Below are 22750 nucleotides of genomic sequence, written 5' to 3' on the forward strand. Positions count from 1 at the left end.
CTATTCGGGAGTAGCACCCTTTGAATATTCATCAGGAACCAGTGTAAAAGGCAGGACCAAGGTGAGTCATTTAGCAGACAAAAAGATGAAATCATTGCTTCACATGTGTGCATTGACGGCTATCAAATATGATCCACAGTTAAAAGAATATTATAATAAAAAGAAAGCCGAAGGTAAAAATTCGATGCTAGTATTAAACAACATTAGATGTAAAATTATAAGTCGTGTTTTTAGCGTAATTAACAGACAAACTCCATATGTAAATACATATAAATTTGCCTGTTAATTTTTAATATTTTATTTGTTTTTTATCATAGAATGCACTAGCCTGATTAAACCACCTGATTTAATGATATTGATTGCTCGAATCCTTTTACATTGACGCTTAAAATTTAATCCATCCTTCTAAAACCACCCCAAACCTCTAGAAAATTAAAAACACTATCTTCGTGACACCCAAAACCCCAATCATGAAAAAGTTCTTCCTCATTTTTTTCCTATTTGTTGTTGCCAGTGTTTTCTCGCAAACTGTCTATATCACCAAAACAGGTGCAAAATACCATCAGGAAACATGTACTCATTTGAAGCATTCTTCAATTAGCATGAACCTTGAAGAAGCCCTCGAAAAAGGATATGAACCCTGTAAAGTCTGTAAACCCCTAACGACTCAGGAGAAAGTTTCTGTAAATAATGTCAAGACAGAAACGACCACCGAGAGCCAAACTACAAGTACTACTTCGGTACAATGTTCTGGAAAAACCAAAAAAGGAATACGCTGCAAAAGGAAAACGACCAACACAAATGGAAGGTGTTACCAGCATTAAGGGCATTTTCAAGAGGCTATAAAATACGCATGGGAAAAGTCTAAATAGGCATGGGCAACTTCTGAATACGCATGGGAAAAGTCTAAATATGCTCCGACAACTTCTGAATACGCATGGGAAAAGTCTAAATATGCTCCGACAACTTCTGAATACGCATGGGAAAAGTCTAAATATACTCCGACAACTTCTGAATACGTATGGGAAAAGTCTAAATACGCTCCGACAACTTCTGAATACGCTCCGACAACATTTAAGATGCTAAGAGCAAATTCTAAGCGGATCCGTGAAAACAGATATAAAAAAACTGCAAGTGGTAGCTTGCAGTTTTGGTTTAGATAAAGTTATGGTCTTGTAATGCAGAGGTGATTTCATTCTTCAATAAACCACTACCACCACCATAGTGCTGAATAATGACAATGTCGGGTTTTTGGTTTCGGAAAGCAGTGATTAGTAGCTGTTCGCTTTCTTCACTGATGCCACAACCCAGCAACACAAGAGCAAAGTCATAGGTTGAAAATAATTCCAATGCTTCTTCATCGGTTTCGGCACCAATTCCGAACCATTCGTCGTTTGCATTGAGCAATCTCACGACCGTGTCGAGGATTTCCTTGTGTTTGCCGATGTAGAGGATTTTTATCATTTTAAATTTTTTTAATAAAGCCTGAGAGAAGAATCCATCAGGCTTATTAGTTTACATTTATTGCTTTACAAACTGCAATTCAATATTCAGTTTTACTTCTTCACCAACTAAAACTCCACCTGCTTCAAGTGCTGAGTTCCAGTTTAAGTTCCAATCCTTACGGTTGATTTTTCCCGAAATAGACATTCCCGCTTTTAGATTTCCCCAAGGATCCTTTGCCAATCCGCCGAATTCTACCTCCAATTTTACAGGTTTTGTAACACCGTGAAGTGTCAAATCGCCTTTCAATTCATATTCTCCTTCGTTTTGTTTTTTGAAAGAAGTGGCACTGAACGTCAATTTTGGGAATTTTTCAGCATCAAAGAAATCCGGGCTTAACAAATGCGTATCACGGTCGGTATTTCCTGTTGTGATAGAATCTACATCTCCTGAAAATTCAATTTTTGCGTTTTCGAAGTTGTCATCTTCGGTTTCAATCGAAGCATCAAATTTTTGAAAGCTTCCTGAAACATTTGTAAACATCATGTGTTTTACTTTGAAACCAATTTCTGAGTGTGTTGGGTCGATTGACCATTTTGTTGTTGACATAATTATTTAATTTTTAATTTATTATTACTATTGTTTATTATTATTTATTGAAATTACCATTGATTTTTGCTATTGCAATTGAATTACATCATCATTGGCACTTCCATCAAAAGAATTCTCGCATCTTCTGAGTTGGCCTTGATATCGATGCTTGAGGTATCCCAGATTCCTAGTCCGTCGCGTTGGTTCAAGGCGATGTTTCCTATTGTGAAATCTCCTTTAAGGACGAAAGCATAAATTCCGTTTCCTGCTTTTTTAAGGTTGTAAGTAGTGCTGAAATCCTTGTCGAAATTCCCCAAATGAAACCAAGCATCTTGGTGGATCCAAACGCCTTCATCGTCCTGATTGGGTGAGATAATCTGCTGTAATTTGTTATGACGGTCGGCTTCGTTTAGCGTGATTTGATCATATCGAGGGGCTACATTTTTCTTATTCGGATACACCCAAATCTGCAAGAACTTCGTCAAATTTTCAGAGCTGTTGTTATATTCGCTGTGGAAAATCCCGGTTCCGGCACTCATGACTTGGATATCACCTTTCTTGATAACGGCCTTGTTCCCCATACTGTCTTCGTGTTTCAAATCGCCTTCAAGCGGAATCGAAATGATTTCCATATTGTCGTGAGGATGACGCCCAAAACCCATCCCGGCATCCACACGATCGTCGTTTAAAACTCGTAGTACACCAAAGTGCATTCTCTCTGGATTGTGATAATTGGCAAAGCTAAACGTGTGGTGTGAATCCAACCAACCGTGATTGGCATGGCCTCTTGTATTGGCTTTGTGCAGAACAGTGTTCTCCAAAACTTTTGAATCTGTATTGGGAATATGATTAAAACCAACTGGTTCCAACTCTTTTATTTCGTCTATTTCATTTTTAAGAATTGATCCAACTGCAGCAGTTGTAACGAACATTCCTGTGCCAAATAATCCTTTTTTTATAAAATCTTTTCTGTCCATAATGTGATGCTTTATTATTACGGTACAAAGTTGCGTCAGAAAAAAGAGGTGGGCATTGAACTAGGACAAGAAATGATTTTTAATTAAAAATAAATACCAAAAAGCAAATTCCAAAAAGCAATTTCCAAATTCCAAAAAACAAATAAATTCCAATCTTTCAAATTTCAATTTTTGAAACCGTTGCTAAGGTTTGAAAAATTTTAAAATTGTTACTTGGAGCTTATTTGGAATTTGCTTTTTGGAATTTGGAAATTGTATTTTGGAATTTACCCTTTGGCCATTTTTGCCCGAACCTTGCTCAAGAACTCAGCCGAGATTCCTAAATAAGAAGCGATATAATGTTGTGCAACACGTTGGGGAATGGTTGGATAAAGTTCAAGAAATTCTACATATTTTTCCATTGCGGTTTTGGAAATGGTATTGAAAAGACGGTGTTGAGTAACCGAAAGGTTCCGTTGCATTAGGATTCTGAAAGCTCTTTCAAATCGAGGAGCTCTTTCAAAAAGCATTTCTTTAGATTCGGGACTGAACATAAAAAACTCGCAATCTTCGAGGGTTTCTATAAAAACTTGGCTGGGTTTATCTTCATATATACTAAAGGAAATATCACTGACCCAAGCGTTTTCGATTCCAAATTGCAATATCACTTCAAAACCATTGGCATCAATAAAATATTTGCGAATACAACCTTTAATGACGAAAGCTTCAAAATTGCACATTTCGCCTTCGTGAAGCATAATGGTTTTCTTGGGTACTTTTTTATGTTCTAATAAAGAATTGAAAATATTGAGCTCCTCTTCAGTAAAGGAAACATATCGGCTGATGCTGTTGTTGATTTGTGTGTACAAGGTTTTGGGATTTAAAGCATAAAGTTATAGAATTTATTGAACTAGGACAACACATTTGAAAATAACTTATTAGTATCTTTGTGCTCTACAAAATTACCATCTAAATGATTTACGAAAAACGACAGGATAATCCGCTTCAGGTTCAGATTTCTTTTCATAAGCTCATTGAAAGTTTGGAAGAAATAGCCTTGTCGGATGTTGACTATAGGTCGAATTATGCCAAAGGACTTTTAAATGAAGTGAATAAATTTCCTGAATTGAGAGAAGGTATAACCGATTTCAATGCCATTCAGGAACACAAACAGTTGATCCGTTATTTGCTTTCAGATTTGTTTCCAACAGCTTTAACAAAGAACGAAATTAAAGCGATTGCCATACCTTTCCACAATATAATTTTTAATTATTCCGAACGATTTCAAAGCATATTAAACAATGCAGGACCAGATTTTGACATGACAATTCGGGACTTCGACGACCATGAATTTTATGTCATGAGTTGCTGTTTGATTTTGATGCAATATTACGGATTGAAACTTGATCTAAGTAAGCCTTTCTTTTATGATATTCCCGATGCCGAGGGAATAATGAAGCATTACAGGATATTGTATAATGCTGATTTTATGGAAATTATTCCAACTGAATCTGCAATTCACATTACCCAGGAAGATGTTGATATGTTGATTGACAACTACGATAATTTCGAAATTTGGAAAGAAAAATTCCCAACTAATAGTTGGATAATTAAAGGTTTCGGAATTATGTCGATGTATGATGCCACGACTGAAAGTGCCGTTTCTAACTTGAAAACTAATCTTATAGGTAAGCGAGAAGAAGATTTTTCGGTAGAAGAAAACTTCCAAACCATTTTCAGATCAATCTATAGGATTCCCGATTTGAAAATTGGTTATACCGCAATCAATTACGAAGAAAATAAATTTGTAACTGCTCCTTTTGATAAGAATGTACAAAGCTTTATTTTAAGTGAGGCAATTGAAAATGATTGTAAAGAATTACTTTGTGACAAATCGTTTGATGGATTAATTAAGCAAAATAATTATTTGAGTATTTCGGATGTAGAAAAATTTGCAAACGAGAATCCAGAAAACCAATTGGCCCGTCATTTTTTGAAACTGGGGATTAGAAGTGCAATTTTTGCACCGATGGTCAAAGATGAAAAATTACTAGGAATTATTGAATTGGTTTCCTATAAAAAAGGTACACTCAATAGCATCAATGCTCATAAAATGGACATCGTGATGCCTTACATAATAGATACAATTGATCGTTTTTATTTTGAAACCGAAAACGAGATTGAAGCCATCATTCAAAAGGAATATACTGCAATCCATCCGAGTGTGTATTGGAAATTCCGCGAAGAGGCGATACTTCATATTGGGAACAAAAACAATAGGGATTTGCCTTTCAAGGAAATTGTTTTCAAAAATATCACCCCATTATATGGTCAGATTGATATAAAAGGTTCTTCTACGGCTCGAAATTTGGCCATCGAAAAAGATCTGGCTTTGCAAATCGATTTATTGATTGATCTCTTCAAGTTCATCAGCGAAAACCTTCAGCTTCCAGTTATTTATCAGAATATATTTGAATTGGAAAAATACCAAACCCAGTTGAAAGAAAGCCTGAAAGCTGATACAGAATCAATTGTTCAGACGTATATCTTGAATGAAATTCATCCGATATTACAGCATTTTAATTCCTCAAATACACAAGTAAAACAAAAGATAACGGCTTATTTTGATGCTTTGGATCCTCATATCCAAATGGTGTATGACGCAAGGAAAGATTTTGACAATACACTTTCGCTCATCAATAAAAAGATGGCTTCAGTTTTGGATAAAAAGCAGGAAAAAGCTCAGGAATTTTATCCGCACTATTATGAGCGTTTCAAGACCGATGGAGTGGAACATAACCTGTATATTGGAGCTTCCATTTCGCCAAAGCTGCCTTACAATCCATTGTATTTGAGTAATTTGAGGCTGTGGCAATTACAGGCTATTTGCGAAATGGAGAACGAATATTTCCATTTGAGAAAAACCTTGCCGTATGATTTGGATGTTACCTCGCTGATATTGGTTTTCAGTACCCCAATCTCAATACGTTTCCGTATGGATGAAAAGCGATTTGATGTTGATGGAACTTACAACGCCAGATATGAAGTCGTGAAGAAAAGAATCGACAAATCCAACATCAAGGGAACTCAAGAGCGAATTACCCAAAAGGGAAAAATCACGATTGTCTATTCCCAACATCAGGAAGAAATGGAGTACCGAAAATACATCCAGCTTTTGCAACATAAAAATCTTTTGGGTGCCGAAATTGAAAATTTTGAAGTAGAAGATTTACAAGGTGTTACGGGATTAAGAGCACTTCGAGTGGAAGTTGTTTACAATGAAATTGTGGAGGAAGAATATACGTATCAGGAATTGGTGAAGGATTTTAAGCAATAATTGTATTATATAGTATACAAAAGAAATCCCGTAGGGATGAAATTGTTGTAGATTTTATCGGGTAATGTGGTTAAAAACCCCGTAGGGTTGACATTATAATTTCATCCCTACGGGATTTTGGTTTTGTTGTGAATTTGGTTGCTACAATAATTTCATCCCAACGGGATTCTATCCAATCCTTTTAAAAGCAATCACAAAACACGCCACCGAAACAATAATTCCAATCATAAACACGGTATAGGTAATACGTAGCAATTTGTATTTTCGGTTTAAAACCAATCCTAGAAAGTACAAATCTTTTATCATCGAATCATAAAGGTATTCGCGGTCTTTCATCATTTCCTTCATGGCCCAAGTATATTCGTCAAGTGGCATTTTATAGAAATTTCCAAAAAACAAAAGGTTGATTTTCTTGGTTTCAACATCCTTTCGGGTAAACGAACCGTTTGTGACTTTTGGCCGGGTAGAAAGTATTGCAAAAATTATGGAAATCACACTAAACATCAGCATTACAAACGTTGGAAAAACCAAATGAGCATTACTTGGACTGTCTAATTTCGGAATTAAAGTTGACAAGGCAATCGAGATGATGATGGCATTTACCGAAAGTAAGATATTCGCTTTACTATCGGCAATCTGGCTTAATTGTGTGTGATTGTTTAAGGTTACTCTGAACATTGTTTCAATTCCACGTTCAGGCGTTTCCATTTTTTCCAGTTTCTTCTGGTTCAATAAATCTTTACTTTTCTTTTTCTCTTTTTTCCCTTTTTCAAGCGAAGTGATGAGGTTTTGAAGCGTTGCAATATTTTCGTCTTTTACAGGTTGCCAGTTTTTCTTGGCATATTCGGTATAAAATCGATGGAAACTGTTGAAGAACTTGCGGTTTTCATTGGCCCAATCCAATTCGGAAAAATCAATTTTCTTGGTATGTTTAAACTCTTCCCGAAGTAAATCGCACACTTCAAAATAGTTTTTGCTTCCAAAATGAGCATTATCAGCATCCCGAAGAATTTTTTCCAAATACTCTACAGGCTCAAGATTGAGCTGTGTTGCCTTGATTAATTTGGCAATCTGTTCGATTTTTTCAGGATCATAATTATTTTCGGTCAAAAAATCCTTGACGATTATAATTCCGTTGTCTTCATGATTTTCATATCCCTGAATGTATCCGGCATCGTGAAACCATGCAGCTATAATAAGCATCTCGGCATCAGCCTCATTAATTTCTTCGGCTTCAATCAACGTTTTAACGCTATTTACAACCCTTAAAGTATGATTAAAATTATGATAGATATAATCAGAAGATAATTTATCTTTGAACAACTGGAATATATAATTCTCGGCTTTTTGAACAATAGTCATAATCAAAATTTTATACAGCCAAAATATGAAATTATTTTCTCTAAATAATAGATTTCGTCATAATATTAGCTTCATTATACCAAACGTCTTTATACTGTTTCTATTGTATTCATGTGCTGTAAAAAAACCGCAATATGGAAAGGAAACTACTGCTTTTGAAAAGGATTCGGTAACTGCCACAAAAGTCAAGCACACGTTCTTTTTGATTGGAGATGCAGGAAATGCAGATGAAGAAAATGCAAAAAACACGCTTTCAGCCTTAAAAAAGCGATTGAATAAGGCAAATGAAAATAGCACACTTCTTTTTCTGGGAGATAATATTTATCCGTATGGCATGCCAAAAAAGGACGACAGTGAAAGAAAATCAGCCGAAGAAAAGCTCGACAATCAATTGGCTTTAAGCCAAAATTTTAAAGGAAAAACGATTTTTATTCCGGGGAACCACGACTGGTATAACAATGGGGTAGAAGGATTGAAGCGTCAGGAAGATTATGTAAATGAAAAGCTGAAGCAAAAGAAATCCTTTTTGCCTAAAGACGGTTGTGCCATTGATGATATTTCAATAAACGATAATTTGTCGTTGATTATCATCGATTCGCAATGGTACCTTGAAAAATGGGACGAACATCCTACAATCAATGATAATTGTACGATTAAAACCCGAGAAGATTTTTTTACTGAACTCGAAGATGTCTTAAACAAAAATCAAAAGAAAACCACTGTCATTGCCATCCATCATCCCTTGATGAGCAACGGTACTCATGGCGGACAATTTTCGCTTGAAAAACAATTATTTCCATTAGAGTCAAAAGTTCCATTGCCAGTGATTGGTTCACTGATTAATTTGCTTCGAAAAACTACAGGTGTTAGTCCACAAGATATTCAAAACAAGAACTATACGAAATTAATAAAACGTATCAAGGCATTGATTCAAGACAAGGATAATGTGGTAATTGTTTCGGGTCACGACCATAATCTGCAATATGTCGAGAAAGATAATATCAAGCAAATCATCAGTGGTTCGGGCTCAAAGGTTGAAGCTGCAAGAGTTATCAACCCAAAGGATTTTTCATTTGGTGGAAATGGTTATTCGGTTTTGGAAGTGACAGACAAAGGTGTTGCCAATGTTTCTTTTTTCGGGATGGTGGACAAGAAGGAAAAACTGTTGTTTCGCCATCAATTAATTGCCGATAAGATCGAAATTCCGAAGAAAAACTACACAAATTCTTTTTCAAAATATACCCGTTCATCGGTTTATGATTCGACCATGACTTCAAAAAGTAAGTTCCATACGTTTCTTTTTGGAAAACATTATCGCGAATATTTTAGCAAGCCAGTTCGGGTTAGAAATGTAAATCTCGACACGCTTTATGGCGGTTTGAAACCTACAAAAGCTGGAGGCGGACATCAATCAAAATCGTTGCGATTGGAAGACAAATCGGGTAGGGAATATGTGATGAGAGCCTTGAAAAAAAGTGCCACTCGTTTCCTTCAATCCGTAGCTTTCAAGGATCAATATGTTGAAAAGGAGTTCCGTGATACTTATGCAGAGGATTTTCTGCTTGATTTTTATACTTCTTCACACCCTTATACGCCTTTTGTTGTGGGAGATTTGGCGGAAGCCGTTGGCGTTTATCACTCGAATCCTAAATTATTTTTTGTTCCGAAGCAAAATGCCTTGGCCGATTTCAATGAAGATTTTGGAGATGAATTGTATATGATTGAAGAACGTCCGGCTGATGGTTTTGAAAATCTCGCAAGTTTCGGAAAACCAGATGCTATTGTAAGTACGGATGATGTTTTAAAAAACTTGATGAAAGATGAAAAATATGCAGTAGATGAAAAGGCCTATATCAAAGCCCGTTTGTTTGACATGCTTATTGGCGACTGGGACCGCCATTATGACCAATGGCGATGGGGCGAATATAAGATCGATGGCAAGGTATTGTACCGCCCAATTCCGAGAGACCGCGATCAAGCTTTTCCAAAATATGGTGGAGCCTTGTTGTCGCTTTTGATGAAAATGCCTGCTTTGCGACACATGCAGAGTTTTAGAGGTGAAATACGTAATGCGAAGTGGTTGAACATGGAACCTTATCCGCTTGATTTGCGTTTCTTGAGAACTTCAGATGAGAGGGATTGGAAAGAACAAGCCGAATACATTCAAAAAGAACTAACCGATACGGAAATTGAAAAGGCTTTCGCCAAATTACCAAAGGAAGTTCAAGACAATACCGTTGGAAGAATCAAGAATTATCTGAAAGAAAGAAAAGGTGATTTGATAGAAACGGCTGGAGATTATTATAAAGTTTTACAGAAAACGGTTTTAATAGTGGGTACAGACAAAAAAGACAAATTTGTTATCACCCGACTTCCAGATTCTAAAACGGAAGTAAAAGTTTTCAGAATGAAAAAGGAGGGTGAGGAATTTCAATATTCCCGTATTTATGATAAGAAGCAAACCAAGGAAATATGGTTGTATGGTTTAGATGACGATGATATTTTTGAAGTAAAAGGCAAAGAAAACGGAACGATTACCGTGCGAATGTTAGGAGGATTAAACCATGATTCTTATTTGGTTGAAAACGGAAAAAAAGTGGAAGTGTACGATTATAAATCAAAGGAAAATACTTTTGATATTGATAGGGCTACTCGTAAAAACCTGCACGATAGTTACGAACTCAATCAGTATGATTATAAAAAACCAAAATACAATGCTATTGCTGGTTTCCCAAGTATTGGTTTCAACCCTGATGATGGTGTGAAATTAGGGGTTTCGATAACTTATACTGTAAATGCTTTTAAGCGAAATCCTTTTTCGCAAAAACACAACATCAAGGCCAATTATTATTTTGCAACAAGTGGTTATGAGTTGCTTTACAAGGGTGTTTTTCCTAATATCGTCAATAATTGGTTTGTAGAGATGGATGCCAGTATTACGAGTCCAAACTTTAGTTCCAACTTTTTTGGCTATGGAAATGAGACCTTGAATGAGGATGATGAAAAAGGAATGGACTTCAATCGGGTAAAGATACAAAGTATAAAGGCATCACCCTCTATCAATTGGAAAGGTGATTTTGGGGCTTATTTTTCGGCGAAAGCTACCTTTGAATCAATGGAAGTGGAGGAAACCACCGACCGATTTATTAACACGCCAGGATTGGTAAGTCCATCGGTTTTTAGGACCCAGAATTTTGCTGGAGCAGAAGTGCGTTACGGTTATGAGAATTATGACAATCCGTCCAATCCAACCTTGGGGATGAAATTTTATATTGAAGGAGGATATCGTGTAAACCTTGGAGATTCAGATAGGCAGGTGCCTCATGCAGAAATGGCATTGGGTTTTAGCCATAAAATTACAAAAGGAGGGAAGCTGGTTGTGGGAACTTTGGCGAAGACCAGAATACTTTTTAGTAATGATTATGAGTTTTATCAGATGGCAACACTTGGAGGCGATTTTGATTTGAGGGCTTTTCGATTCCAACGTTTTTCAGGAAAGCAATCGTTCTTTCAAACATCGGATATACGATATGAAATGGGTAAATTCAAGAATGGAATCGTACCAATAAAATATGGCTTCCTTGCCGGATTCGATTATGGAAGGGTTTGGCTTCAGGATGATTTTTCGACCAAGTGGCACAATTCATATGGAGGTGGAATCTGGTTGAATGGCGTGAATGTACTTACAGCAAAATTATCATATTTCCACTCTGAAGATGGGGGAAGGGTGTCGTTTGGTTTGGGATTTGGTTTTTAGCTACAGAATTTAAAAATGATTTAAACACAGATTTCACGAATTTTCACAGATTATTTTTAGAATGGAATCTGTGAAAATTCGTGAAATCTGTGTTTTTATTTTTTTACTTCAACACCAAAAACTTCTACAGCTTTGCTGTCGGACAAAATCAAGCGGTATAATTTCCCTCCTGTTTTTTTGTCTTTTTCATCAGTAACATAAAGCTCGTCGTTGCCAACAAAACAAATACCTTCTTTTTGGGTAAAATTATTCAAATCAATCTGTTCCACTTTTCCCGAAAGGAAATTAGGGGAAGTAAAATCAGTAAAAATCCAAACCTTATCGGCACTTAACAATGCGATTTTTTTTCCGTCGGGGCTGATATCGGCACTGGTAACGGCACAATGGTTGAAATTGTCGCAGGTTTTAAACGAGGAAATAAGCTTTGCTGGATGGTTTCCGGGTTGGTTTGGAACTTGGTACAATAATGTCGTTCCATCAAATTTTGAACTTCGGTTTTTGGTAAATAAATAGAAATGGTTTTCAAAAAGAAAAAAAGATTCCACATCATAAAATCGCTCTGACTTTTTTGGAGGAAACAAGGTTTGTTCAGGAAAAAAGAAGGCTGTTTTCTCGGCTACAGAAGCTTCTTTTTTGTTCAAATCCGAAGCATTTATTTTGTAAATCGATAAGTCTTTTCGATCGTTATCATTGTTTCCAAAATCACCAATATAGAGGTTTCCATCTTTATCAGAAGTTAAATCTTCCCAATCGTTGTTTTTTGCATCTGTAATTTCAACTGTATTCACAATTTCGCCTTTTAAGTTCAAGGCAAATAATAACGGATCATTTCCGCTGTCTTCTAACGTCCAAATCAAATCTGATTTTTCAGTGACTTCAACGGCTGATGATTCTTTGATTTTTTTTGGCATTGAAAATAGTTCCTCGATTACTTCGGAAGAGGAGTTTGCACAAGATATAAATACGGCACTTGCCAGAAATATTTTTAGGGATTTTGAGAACATATCTTTTTTTGCATAAAAGTAATGAAAAAGCAAATCGAATCTATCTTTTAAATTTCGGCTCAAAAAAAAACTAAATGGGTTAAAACCCATTTCAATTGATGGCTTTGTTTGTTAATGCATGTCATCAATAGCATCAGGCTTTAGCCTGATGGATAATAGAAAGAAAGAAAAAATCGGCTTTAGCCAAAAGAATGACTAAAGCCGATTTGTGATTGTAAAGATGAATTATTTCTTCTTGTCAATCAATTCCTGAATTTGATTCCAATCATAAAAATGAAATGTCATTCCGTTACTCATGGCCACAAACATTCCGTTTTTGTATTGTGAATTAAGGTTGATATTGGTCACATCAGCTCCATCACATTCAACAGTTGAAGTTGGAATTACAGCCAAAAGCGGATATTCGTTTGGATTCCCATTTGCACCTTCTCTCGGATACACATTAAACGTATTGTCTTGTTGGTTTGAAACCAAAATATAACCTGTAGTTGCTGTTTTTTTGTAAATCGCAATTCCTTCATTATCGGCTTTGAAATCCTTCTGACCAAAAAAAGCCAATTCGTTATTGTTCTTTGCATCAGGATCAGCTACATATTTTCGCATTCCAGATTGTTCATCTGAATAATAAATATACCCCAATTCATTATCAACAGCAATGGCTTCGATTTCTTTTTTGCCACTGAATTTTCCAAATTTCCTAACCAATTCTGCTTTTACAGTTCCAGAACCATCAGTCAGTTTATATTGCCACAAATATGTATCTGTTGGACCTGTTTTTCTTCCAACGATTGCAAAAATTGCCTTGTCGCTTGGTCTTGTGTATAACGAAACACCCATCGGGTCACGTTCAACTTCGCCTTCAAAAACTGGAATACCGCCATTATCAAGTGGTTTCATATCAGGTAAACTGAAAATACGGATGCTGTTCATTTCACGTTCGGTTGTAACGGCAATATCTGTTTTTTTTCCGTTAATCATCAAGCCATAAGCGATATCAACGTTGTTTGGACGTTTGATTCCCAATACCTTATTGACGATTTTCCCTTCTAGATTATAAACATACAAACCACCTTCTGTATCTTTATCGGTCCCGATAATCAAACTCTTTGACGCATCTGTTGGATGAATCCAGATTGCAGGGTCATCCGTGTCGTGAGGAGCTGGTTCAGTGATAGCGTTTGGCTTTAAGGCGTTTGGTTTTACAGGAGCCAGCTTGTCGCTGCAAGAAATACTCAAGGCTCCGATTGTTGTTATTGCGATTAAAAAATGTCTCATTATTTATTGATTTCTGTTGTATAAATTATTTTCCCTTTTTCGTTTACGACTTGTACCTGAAGTTTTTTTTCATTTATTGAAAATGTCATAAAACCTGGTTCCGAAGCGGCAAATAATGTCCCTTCTCTTTTTCCAGTTGGTCTAATTTCGCAAGCAGCACCTGATAAAAACTGAGTGGTGTATCGACCTTTTGGTTTGATGATTTGCAAATCGTGTTCGTGTCCACACAAATAAGCATCTACTTTATATTGGTCGAACAAATCGGCAAATTTTTTCTCGAATCCTTTTGTATCGGGATTGTCCTTGCGTTTTCCTCCCGAATATAACGGATGATGTCCCACAACTATTTTCCATTTGATGGATGTATCCGAAGTGTTCAAGGTTTCAATCAGCCATTTTTTTTGTAGAATTGTATCTTGGGCAATGATGTTTTCATACATTTCTGAACCTTTTTCGTAATAACCATCAATAAACGGATTGGTATCCATCACGACCATCAAAACTTTTTCTCCGTTTTTAAGTTCAAAAGTTTCCGAATAATATTTGGCAGGCATTTTCCATCTTCGGCTGCTGTTTGAATAATCAATCTGGGCTTGGATATTACCCTTGTAATCGTGATTTCCCAAAGCTACATACCAATTTTCATACAAACTGTGGTTGGTGTAGATGTTTTCAAACGAAGAAATCCACTGGTAATCAGTTGTGCTTTGAACGCCATTTGGATAGAAATTATCGCCTACAGAAATCGTAAAATCCGACTCAATTGTCATCGAAGCTTTTCCCATCTGTTCAGCTACTTCCTTTTGAAAATATTGTCCGTTTCTTCCAAAATCTCCCATCACAATAAAGTTAAGACTTTCGTCCAATACTTTCAGCTCTGGAATAAAACCGCCTTTGTAGCCTGATTTTTCTTCAGAAAGATAGTCTTGGGCAAAGGTATTTCCGAAGACAAATAATAAAATGTAAATTATATTTTTCATACTTATATTTTACTCAAAAAACGCTGACAGGAAATGACTCCCGTCAAGCGTTATTTTTTATTTTAAATTAAAGGATTAAAAATCGAATTTCATACCGAAATTATACCTTGCCTGATAGTATTCCAATTGCTTCGTTCTAGAAGAAATTCCTTGGTAATAACGCAAAGGCTGATTACTCAAGTTGTTTCCTTCTATAAACAAACGCAAGTTTTTAGTGATTTTGTATGAAGCGTTTGCATCCACAAAAAGTTGCTTGTCATAATAAGTATCTTCAAATTCCTCTGAACCCAATTCATCCAAATAATCAGATGTGAAGTTAGTTGAAATTCTGGCAGAGAAACGTTTGTTTTCCCAGAACAATGATCCGTTGAAAGAGTGTGGAGCTGTTTTTGGCAAGCTTACATCCGCTCTTGGATTTCCATCTTCATCGGCAATTCCGAATGCTTTTGATTCAGTAAACGTATAATTCACATAGATTCCGAAACCTTTCAAGAATTTTCCAGGTAGGAAATCCAATTGTCTTTGCAACGCAACTTCAAATCCATAAACATCAACTTTATCACCGTTTCTAGATTGTGTGAAGGTCCAGTTCTCTCCAGCTGGAATTGGGTTTTCTTGATTTGGAAAATCTGTTGCGAATTTTTCAGTTGTATAATCTGGGTCGCTGAACGTGTAAATGAAATCATTTAATCTTTTGTAGAAAACTCCAGCCGAAAGCAATCCTACAGATTTGAAATAATTTTCCATCATGAAGTCAGCATTGTAAGCCAAAGTCGCATCAAGGTTCGGATTTCCTGCAAAAATCTCTGAATCCGATGCGATATTATTTACAAACGGAGCCAATGCATAATAATCAGGACGGGCCAGAGCGGTTGTCAAAGCAGCACGAAGTACTAAACTTTCTGAAGCATCATATTTAAACGAAACGCTTGGTAAAATATTCGTGTAGGAGTTTGTAGTCGTGATTTGTCCTTCCAACTCTTCTTCATCTAAAACCCTATTTCCAGTATAATCAATTTGAGTATTTTCGATTCTGAAACCTACAATCATTGATAGCTTAGTAGATAAGTCCTGATCCCATCTTATATAACCTGCAAATATATTTTCTTTTGCATTGTAGTTTTCTGCAAGAAATTCTGATGGATCAACTTCTCTCTCAAAAAGTCCGTCGTTGTTCAAATCTAAACCACCTAAGAAGTTTGCCGAAGCAAAAGTTCCAGGAACATATTTTACGCCAGGATTAAAATTCTCACTTCCAAAAAAGCTTGTTGCAACATCTGCTAAGGTTTCGAATCCGTCGATTGGCTCATAAGCATAGAAAATATTGTTTCTTTCCTTGTCTTTTAATCGCACTCTCAAACCCGTTCTGATTCTACCTTTTTGACCTTCAATTACAGAAAAAGGGAAACGGATATTGATTTTTGCACCAAATTCACTCTCTTTGGTTTCATCTGTATTTTGTGAAAGGTTGGATAGTTCAAGACTTGCAGGATCTTGTCCGACAGCAGTAATCAAAGGATATTTTGTATCTGATAAATCTTCCAGCATTTCCAAACCTTCTTGTTCAAATTCCAAATAACGCTCTTCAGGACGGTATTCTCTTGCTGTTGCATAATTAATAGACCAGTCTAAATCTAATTTTGGAGTCAAAAGGTGTTCCCCTCTCAACGAGTAGTTTTGAACTCTTTGGTCTTCCAAACGTCTATTTTTGTTTCGGTTGTTGTCAACTCCACCTTTTGTTTCTTTCACAAGTGTTCCTTCATAGCCAATAATTGCATCATTTGCATCATATTGTGCTTCTATGTCAGTGAATGTCGTTCTGAAACGGTTCTCACGATCATCTCTCCAGTTGTAAATCGCACTTGCAAAAATCGTGTTGTTATTGTTGAATTTATAGTCCAAAGCTACCGATGCACTTCTACGGATTCTTTGCACATCATATTTTCTGATGTCCGATTCTTCGATGTAAACATTCCCGAAATCGTCCTTTACCCAAGCCGCTTCGATATTATCAGAACCATAGTCGTTGTTATTGTAGGATCCACTCACGACCATTCCAAATTTGTTATCCAAATAACGATTTCCATAAACCAAACCTCCTGTATAAAGTGCTTTTTCACGAATTGGATTATAACCTCCTGATAATGTAGCTGAAATCCTTTCGCCATTTGGAGTAGCTCTTGTAATCAAGTTTACCGAACCTCCAATTGCATCTGCATCCATATCTGGAGTCAGGGTTTTGTTTACTTCGATGGTAGAAATCATATCCGATGGAATAAGGTCCATTTGAACATTTCTGTTATCGCCTTCGGCAGATGGAATCCTGTCACCATTAATAGTAACAGAGTTTAAAGTAGGAGCCAAACCTCGAACAATAATGTTTCGGGCTTCACCTTGATCGTTCTGCATCGTGATTCCGGGAACTCTTTTCAAGGCATCTCCGATATTTGAATCTGGAAAACGACCTACTTGATCCGAAGAAATTACGTTGGTAATGTTTCTATTGTTTTTTTGCTGGTTCAAGGCTTTTGCCTGACCTTTCAAGCGATCTCCAATTACAACCACTTCACTTAAATTCTCTGAACCTGAAGAAAGTTTGAAATTGATGATAGCTGTTTTTCCTTCTTCAACCGTAATTTCTTGCGATTGTGTTTGATATCCAATATAAAGAACTTCTACCGTATAGTTTCCAGCAGGAACGTTCAAGAATTCGAAATCTCCAATCTGATCGGAAACGGTGTATTTGTTTCCAACATTCAATTTGATTGTGGCACCAGGAAGCGAGAAGTTCCCGTCCGAATCGGTAATTTTTCCAGAGATGACTCCGTTTTTTTGAGCCAATCCACTAAAGCTGATCGCCAAAAAAGTAAGTAATAGAAGTAAATTTTTCATCATTAATGTTTGTGTTGTTTTAATGATGCGAAAGTAAAAAGGTGGTATAAAGCAAATGTTAACAACCTATTAGGAAATGATGCACTTTGCAGAAGTTTGTGTTAAGTAATTCAATATTTTTTTTGTCCAATGTAAAAAAATGGGACAAAAAAAAACAGCCCAAAAGAGGACTGTTTTCTTGATAAATAAGTACTAACCAATAATAACTATTTATTTTATCGTGATACTATACTTTCCGTAAAAGATTTATTATCGTAATCCATTACAAACGTATATTCTTCTCCAGTAAAATTGCTAACATCAAATTTTTTATTCACAGCATCCATATCTTTTAATGTTGCAGAATATACTTCGTTTTGGTAACGGTCATATACTTTAATGGCAACCGTGGTATTTTTAGTATTTGGGATACTCAATGTTACCAGTCCTTTTTTTGATACCAAAACAGGCTTGAAAGTTTCAAAAATTGCTTTTTTAGAAAGGTTTGCATCCTTGTCTGATACCGTGATTTCATAACGGGCAATTTTTGCATCTGTTTCCACTTCTAGAAAATAAGTTCCTTTCGCAAGTTCGTTCAAATCGTAGGTTCTGTTGATACCATTTTTGTTAGAAGTTGTTTCAGAAAAAAGAATTCTTTCTTGTGGATCCAAAATCGAGATTTCAGTTTTTGTATCTTGATTCAAAGCGAAACGGATTGTTTTTCCTTGTTCTTTTCTAACATGAAGATAAAAATCTCCGTTTGCAGCTTGTGCTCCAACGGCAGTCAAAACTACCGCCAATACCAATGTCAATTTTAAAATCGTTTTCATAATTGTAGTTTTTAAATTTATATTATTTTATTTAGGGCTAAATTACTACAGAAGTAAATGCAGCAAATAGAGTTTATTTTCAAATTTGTATTCTATATTGTCTTCAGCGAAAACGATTTAGGTTAAAATTGGTAATAAAACACATAATTGAGGTAATTTTGTAATCATTTCAAAACCCCAAAAATGAAAATACATAAACCTACTTATGAATTGGTAGAACCTTCTTTTGGAAGTTCGTTCTCCTATTTAAGATTTGATGAAAATGCAAACAACAAGTCGCATGTTTGGCATTTTCACCCCGAGATTGAACTCGTTTATGTAAATGGTGGTAGCGGAAAACGTCAAATAGGGAGCCATATTTCTTATTTTTCAGATGGCGATTTGATTCTCATCGGAAGTAATTTGCCGCATTGTGGCTTGACTAATGAGCAAACGGGAAATAAAAATGAAACAGTACTGCAAATGAAAGCTGATTTTCTAGGTAACAGTTTTTTCAAACTTCCCGAGATGGAAAATATCGGAAAACTTTTTACAGAAGCTAAAGCTGGAATTGCATTCGAGGGAGAAACCAAGAAAAAAATAGGGAAGAAGATTGAAGCGATGGAAACTCAAACGCCTTTTGAACGGTTATTGACACTCTTGGAAGTCTTGAACGACATGGAAAACTCCACAGAAAGCAAGATTCTCAATGCTGGTGGTTTTTTTATGGAAACCCAAGTTCAGGACAACAATCGCATCAATATTATTTTTAATTTTGTAAAAGATCATTTCCAAGAACAACTCACTTTGGAAGAAGTTGCCGAAATCGTGAGCATGACCGTTCCATCCTTTTGCAGGTATTTCAAGAAAACAACAAATAAGACTTTTACGAAATTTGTCAACGAATATCGTTTGGTGCATGCTTTGAAATTATTGGCTGAAAAGCCTATTAGCATTACTGATATTTGCTACGAAAGTGGTTTTAATAATTTTAGTTATTTCAATAAAACGTTTAAGGAATTTACAGGAAAAAGTGCTTCACAATATCGAAAAGAATTGAAACTGATAATTGATTAATCACAGTTATTTATTTCTCAAAACCTCAAGTAATTCCCTTCTATAAGTAATCCCGATTGGCAAATTCACCTTGTTGATCACCACAAAATCCTTCTCAATTGCATCAATTTTGTCCAAGGCCACGATATAGGATTTATGTATTCTCATAAAAAGACTTTCGGGCAAACTGTTCTGGATTTCATTGGTTGTGGTTGAGGCAAGATAGGTTCGGGTTTTGGTAAACAGCTTCACATAATTGCCAAAACTTTGGGCATACAGCAAATTTTCCAAATCAATATCCATAAAAAAGCCATCCACCTTTACGCTAATTTTAGCAATCGATTCCGTATTATTTTTTGATTCTGGACTATCCATCAGGAGAAAACGATCGATAGCTTTCAAGAATCTCGGGAAATAAATAGGCTTCAACAAATAATCAATTACACCATAATCATAGCTTTCCAAAGCAAATTCCGAATAGGCTGTCGTTAAGATTGTTTTTGGCGAAGAAGGAACAATTTTCAACAAATCTAGCCCCGTAATTTCAGGCATATCAATATCCAAGAACATCAAATCTACTTTGTTTTCTCTCAAATAATTCATCGCTTCAATTCCATTATAAAATTGATTTACCAATTCCAGTTGCGGGTTTTTCTGAATATAATTCACCAACACATAATGTGCAGCTGGTTCATCATCCACAATGATACATTTTTTGGGAGTATTCATCAGTTCAATTCGATTTCAAGGTTCACATTAAAACTTTTTTCACTTTCGATAATCTCCAATTTATGCTTTTCAGGATAGATGATTTCCAATCTTTCCTTGGTGTTTTTCAACCCGATTTTGGTAGAAACAACTGCTTTTTTCTTTTTCGGAATTGAGTTAACAACGTTCATAAAAAGACGACTTTCCTTCACTTCAATTTTGATGTTCACATGACAGTTTTCAATTGTACAAGCTCCATGTTTAAAGGCATTTTCAATAAAAGTAATCAACAGCATTGGGGCAATTTTATAGTTTTGACTTTCGTCGAAATCATACGAATATTGAATATCGCATCGGTAGCCCACACGTTCTTTTTCCAATTGGATATAGCTCGAAAGGAAGGCAATTTCCTCTTCAATCGAAACCAATTCCTTCGAACTGTTCTCCACCTGATACCGCATCAATTGCGAAACCTGCATGATCATATCCGAAGTTCGTTCAGGATATCGAAGACTGATGCCATACAAAGTATTGAACGTATTAAAAAGAAAATGCGGATTCAATTGTCCTTTCAAGGCATTGAGCTGCATTTCATTAAAAACCAATGTCTTGTTGGTTCTCCGTTTCTGTTCGCGATAATGCTCTAAAATCTGAATCGATCCCAAAATACAAACCAGCGTTCCGGCCAAAGTTCCCAGCTGGAAATGATAGGTTTTTTGATTGGCTGATTTATACAAAAAACAATTCTTATAAAGAATCTCGGTAGAAACTTCATAGAGAATTACTGAAAAAACCAATAAAGCCAAAATAGTCAGGACAAGATATAAAACTGGTCGGTGTTCCTTTAATAAAAAAGGCAGGATAAAAAACCGATTGACTTGAGCATGAGCATATAAGATGAAAAAATAAACCAAACCAAAAAAGAAGCCTTTTAAGCTCAAAATCAGGATCCAATCATTCAACGTAAAAAGCACAAAAGAGAATACAAGGATGAAAATTTCCTGCAACCATTTATTCTCTAAAACATATTTAAATTTCATTTTCAACATTTAAAGGACTACAAAGTAAGCATTTATAATTGTATTTCATCCTGTATTAATGACCAATTCAATTCGTCATTTTACCATTTTGGTTCATCATTTATAATCGGTTTATCATAAGGAAGCATTTTAAATTCGCACTTTAATATCCCAAGAATTTATTCGTATGACCTTAAAAAAGTTTTTTTTAATTAGTATTTTGATGCTGTTCCTGAACGGTTTCTCACAGACGCTTTCGCTGAAAGAAGCCGTAGAAACTGGAATTTCAAACTACGGAACCATCAAGGCAAAAAGCAAGTATGCCGAAGCTTCCCAAGAAACCGTGAAGCAAGCAAAACGCGATTATTTGCCAAATCTGAACCTTTCTGCCCAACAAGATTACGGAACTGTAAACGGACAAAACGGACCACTTTATGGTTTTGGAGGTCTTGGTGTGGCTTCTTCCGGATTGCCTCTTCCAGAACAAAATTGGAATGCCGCCTTCGGAGCTTTATATCTGGTAAACTTCAATTGGGAATTCTTTACTTTCGGAAGAATCAAGGAACGAATCAATGTTTCCAAAGCCGATGCCCTTCGTTTTGAAAAAGATTTGCAACAGGAGAAATTCCAACAGAAAATCAAAATAGCTGCTGCTTATCTGAATCTTCTTGCAAGTCAGAGATTGGCCATTTCCCAACAAAAAAACCTCGAAAGAGCCGAAGTTTTCCAAAGATTGGCTGCAGTAAGAGTCAAAAATGGATTATTGGCTGGAGTAGATTCTACATTGGCTTCCGCCGAAGTTTCCCGTGCAAAAATTTCCCTGAATCAGATAAAAGACCAAGTCAAGGAACAGAACAATAAACTAGTTGCCTTAATGGGAGTTGAAGTGAAGGATTTTGCCTTGGATACCACTTTCGTAAAGCAAGTTCCAAAGGCAATTTTTGAATTGGAACAAGCAAATGATAGCTTGAATCTGGTACTCCAATTCTATAAAAGCCGTGTCGATTTCAGTAAGCAACAAGTAAAAGCATTCAGAAAAGAATATTATCCTAGTTTCAGTTTTTTCGGGATTTACCAAACACGTGCTTCAGGATTTAATTCAGATTATGCCGTAGATCAAAATTCATTTACCCAAAATTATCTGGACGGAATCAGTCCAAACCGTCAAAACTATTTGTTAGGGGTTGGCGTTACCTGGAACCTGACTTCCATTGCCAGAACCAGCAAAAAAGTAAGTGCCCAAAAATTGGTTTCGGAAGGTTTGGAAGAAGAATATAAAGTGATCGACCAGCAATTGAAAACCCAATCCGATGCCGCTGATGCGAAAATTAAATTCGCCATGGATAATTTTGCGGAAGCACCCAAACAAGTTGCCGCTGCCAAGCAAGCCTACCTGCAAAAAACAACGTTGTACAAAAACGGATTGACGAACTTAATTGATGTTACACAAGCGTTTTACACCTTGAACCGTGCTGAAATTGACCGTGATATTATTTACACAAACGTTTGGCAATCACTTTTGATGAAAGCCGCTGCAACGGGCGATTTCGACCTATTTATTAATGAATTTTAATTGTAAAGC

Annotated in this window: 18 protein-coding genes; 6 read left to right on the plus strand and 12 right to left on the minus strand. The window is 36.0% G+C overall.

Annotated elements, in window-relative coordinates; genetic code table 11:
• Nucleotides 1–286: transposase (locus G508_RS0110745; RefSeq protein ID WP_026705318.1), on the plus strand; the 286-nt coding region annotated here is incomplete at its 5' end.
• A 184-nt stretch (nucleotides 287–470) separates the two neighbouring features.
• On the plus strand, nucleotides 471–824 hold the full coding sequence (locus tag G508_RS20305) for a hypothetical protein (protein ID WP_211223388.1): 354 nt from the start codon (nucleotides 471–473) through the stop codon (nucleotides 822–824).
• 331 nt (nucleotides 825–1155) lie between these two features.
• On the opposite strand, the gene G508_RS0110755 is transcribed toward G508_RS20305, so the two are convergent.
• The 4 genes from G508_RS0110755 to G508_RS0110775 form a co-directional block, all read right to left on the minus strand.
• A complete protein-coding gene (locus G508_RS0110755) occupies nucleotides 1156–1464 on the minus strand; it encodes a response regulator (protein WP_026705319.1) in 309 nt (102 codons plus the stop codon).
• A gap of 57 nt (nucleotides 1465–1521) precedes the next feature.
• The gene (locus G508_RS0110760) at nucleotides 1522–2052 is read right to left on the minus strand and encodes a YceI family protein (RefSeq protein WP_026705320.1); all 531 of its coding nucleotides are present in this window, start codon (nucleotides 2050–2052) and stop codon (nucleotides 1522–1524) included.
• An 83-nt stretch (nucleotides 2053–2135) separates the two neighbouring features.
• Nucleotides 2136–2855 carry a pirin family protein gene (locus G508_RS0110765; RefSeq protein ID WP_245569865.1) on the minus strand — a complete coding sequence of 240 codons (720 nt, stop codon included), beginning with the start codon at nucleotides 2853–2855 and terminating at the stop codon, nucleotides 2136–2138.
• Nucleotides 2856–3277: 422 nt separating this feature from the next.
• On the minus strand, nucleotides 3278–3859 hold the full coding sequence (locus G508_RS0110775) for a Crp/Fnr family transcriptional regulator (protein ID WP_026705322.1): 582 nt from the start codon (nucleotides 3857–3859) through the stop codon (nucleotides 3278–3280).
• A 104-nt stretch (nucleotides 3860–3963) separates the two neighbouring features.
• Here G508_RS0110775 and G508_RS0110780 point away from each other — a divergent pair, with 104 nt between their 5' ends.
• Nucleotides 3964–6327 (plus strand): hypothetical protein, encoded by a 2364-nt coding sequence (locus G508_RS0110780; protein WP_026705323.1) that lies wholly within the window; start codon nucleotides 3964–3966, stop codon nucleotides 6325–6327.
• Between the two features lie 168 nt (nucleotides 6328–6495).
• Here G508_RS0110780 and G508_RS0110785 read toward each other — a convergent pair whose 3' ends face one another.
• Nucleotides 6496–7689, minus strand: coding sequence for a Pycsar system effector family protein (locus G508_RS0110785; RefSeq protein ID WP_026705324.1), 1194 nt, complete (start codon nucleotides 7687–7689; stop codon nucleotides 6496–6498).
• Between the two features lie 25 nt (nucleotides 7690–7714).
• Between G508_RS0110785 and G508_RS0110790 the strand changes: the two genes are divergently transcribed.
• Nucleotides 7715–11446, plus strand: a complete 3732-nt coding sequence (locus G508_RS0110790) for a metallophosphoesterase (RefSeq protein WP_026705325.1) — start codon at nucleotides 7715–7717, stop codon at nucleotides 11444–11446.
• A gap of 95 nt (nucleotides 11447–11541) precedes the next feature.
• Here the strand turns inward: G508_RS0110790 and G508_RS0110795 are convergent, their stop codons facing one another.
• From G508_RS0110795 to G508_RS19560, 5 genes are all read right to left on the minus strand, one after another.
• A complete protein-coding gene (locus G508_RS0110795) occupies nucleotides 11542–12450 on the minus strand; it encodes an SMP-30/gluconolactonase/LRE family protein (protein WP_051197588.1) in 909 nt (302 codons plus the stop codon).
• Nucleotides 12451–12675: 225 nt separating this feature from the next.
• Nucleotides 12676–13725 carry a phytase gene (locus G508_RS0110800; RefSeq protein WP_026705327.1) on the minus strand — a complete coding sequence of 350 codons (1050 nt, stop codon included), beginning with the start codon at nucleotides 13723–13725 and terminating at the stop codon, nucleotides 12676–12678.
• Nucleotides 13725–14705, minus strand: coding sequence for a metallophosphoesterase (locus G508_RS0110805; RefSeq protein WP_026705328.1), 981 nt, complete (start codon nucleotides 14703–14705; stop codon nucleotides 13725–13727). Before G508_RS0110805 ends, G508_RS0110800 begins: the two co-directional genes overlap by 1 nt.
• 75 nt (nucleotides 14706–14780) lie before the next feature.
• Nucleotides 14781–17597, minus strand: coding sequence for a TonB-dependent receptor (locus G508_RS0110810; protein WP_026705329.1), 2817 nt, complete (start codon nucleotides 17595–17597; stop codon nucleotides 14781–14783).
• A 215-nt stretch (nucleotides 17598–17812) separates the two neighbouring features.
• Nucleotides 17813–18406 carry a T9SS type A sorting domain-containing protein gene (locus tag G508_RS19560; protein ID WP_051197564.1) on the minus strand — a complete coding sequence of 198 codons (594 nt, stop codon included), beginning with the start codon at nucleotides 18404–18406 and terminating at the stop codon, nucleotides 17813–17815.
• 183 nt (nucleotides 18407–18589) lie between these two features.
• On the opposite strand from G508_RS19560, the gene G508_RS0110820 reads away from it, so the two are divergent.
• Nucleotides 18590–19462 (plus strand): AraC family transcriptional regulator, encoded by an 873-nt coding sequence (locus G508_RS0110820; protein ID WP_026705330.1) that lies wholly within the window; start codon nucleotides 18590–18592, stop codon nucleotides 19460–19462.
• A 6-nt stretch (nucleotides 19463–19468) separates the two neighbouring features.
• On the opposite strand, the gene G508_RS0110825 is transcribed toward G508_RS0110820, so the two are convergent.
• Nucleotides 19469–20170 carry a LytR/AlgR family response regulator transcription factor gene (locus G508_RS0110825; RefSeq protein ID WP_026705331.1) on the minus strand — a complete coding sequence of 234 codons (702 nt, stop codon included), beginning with the start codon at nucleotides 20168–20170 and terminating at the stop codon, nucleotides 19469–19471.
• Nucleotides 20170–21189 carry a histidine kinase gene (locus G508_RS0110830; protein ID WP_026705332.1) on the minus strand — a complete coding sequence of 340 codons (1020 nt, stop codon included), beginning with the start codon at nucleotides 21187–21189 and terminating at the stop codon, nucleotides 20170–20172. The genes G508_RS0110825 and G508_RS0110830 overlap by 1 nt, the downstream gene beginning before the upstream one ends.
• 166 nt (nucleotides 21190–21355) lie before the next feature.
• On the opposite strand from G508_RS0110830, the gene G508_RS0110835 reads away from it, so the two are divergent.
• Nucleotides 21356–22741 (plus strand): TolC family protein, encoded by a 1386-nt coding sequence (locus tag G508_RS0110835; protein WP_026705333.1) that lies wholly within the window; start codon nucleotides 21356–21358, stop codon nucleotides 22739–22741.
• Nucleotides 22742–22750: the final 9 nt, after the last annotated feature.

Origin of the sequence: Flavobacterium soli DSM 19725, from assembly GCF_000422705.1 — a bacterium.
Taxonomy (GTDB): domain Bacteria; phylum Bacteroidota; class Bacteroidia; order Flavobacteriales; family Flavobacteriaceae; genus Flavobacterium; species Flavobacterium soli.

Excerpts from the sequence above, each read along its gene's own strand:
- G508_RS0110785 (WP_026705324.1), bottom strand. The coding sequence starts at position 7,689 with ATGACTATTGTTCAAAAAGCCGAGAATTATATATTCCAGTTGTTCAAA.
- G508_RS0110810 (WP_026705329.1), bottom strand. The coding sequence starts at position 17,597 with ATGAAAAATTTACTTCTATTACTTACTTTTTTGGCGATCAGCTTTAGT.
- G508_RS0110780 (WP_026705323.1), top strand. The coding sequence starts at position 3,964 with ATGATTTACGAAAAACGACAGGATAATCCGCTTCAGGTTCAGATTTCT.
- G508_RS0110790 (WP_026705325.1), top strand. The coding sequence starts at position 7,715 with ATGAAATTATTTTCTCTAAATAATAGATTTCGTCATAATATTAGCTTC.
- G508_RS0110755 (WP_026705319.1), bottom strand. The coding sequence starts at position 1,464 with ATGATAAAAATCCTCTACATCGGCAAACACAAGGAAATCCTCGACACG.
- G508_RS0110760 (WP_026705320.1), bottom strand. The coding sequence starts at position 2,052 with ATGTCAACAACAAAATGGTCAATCGACCCAACACACTCAGAAATTGGT.
- G508_RS0110830 (WP_026705332.1), bottom strand. The coding sequence starts at position 21,189 with ATGAAATTTAAATATGTTTTAGAGAATAAATGGTTGCAGGAAATTTTC.
- G508_RS0110795 (WP_051197588.1), bottom strand. The coding sequence starts at position 12,450 with ATGTTCTCAAAATCCCTAAAAATATTTCTGGCAAGTGCCGTATTTATA.
- G508_RS19560 (WP_051197564.1), bottom strand. The coding sequence starts at position 18,406 with ATGAAAACGATTTTAAAATTGACATTGGTATTGGCGGTAGTTTTGACT.
- G508_RS0110805 (WP_026705328.1), bottom strand. The coding sequence starts at position 14,705 with ATGAAAAATATAATTTACATTTTATTATTTGTCTTCGGAAATACCTTT.
- G508_RS0110800 (WP_026705327.1), bottom strand. The coding sequence starts at position 13,725 with ATGAGACATTTTTTAATCGCAATAACAACAATCGGAGCCTTGAGTATT.
- G508_RS0110835 (WP_026705333.1), top strand. The coding sequence starts at position 21,356 with ATGACCTTAAAAAAGTTTTTTTTAATTAGTATTTTGATGCTGTTCCTG.
- G508_RS0110825 (WP_026705331.1), bottom strand. The coding sequence starts at position 20,170 with ATGAATACTCCCAAAAAATGTATCATTGTGGATGATGAACCAGCTGCA.
- G508_RS0110820 (WP_026705330.1), top strand. The coding sequence starts at position 18,590 with ATGAAAATACATAAACCTACTTATGAATTGGTAGAACCTTCTTTTGGA.
- G508_RS20305 (WP_211223388.1), top strand. The coding sequence starts at position 471 with ATGAAAAAGTTCTTCCTCATTTTTTTCCTATTTGTTGTTGCCAGTGTT.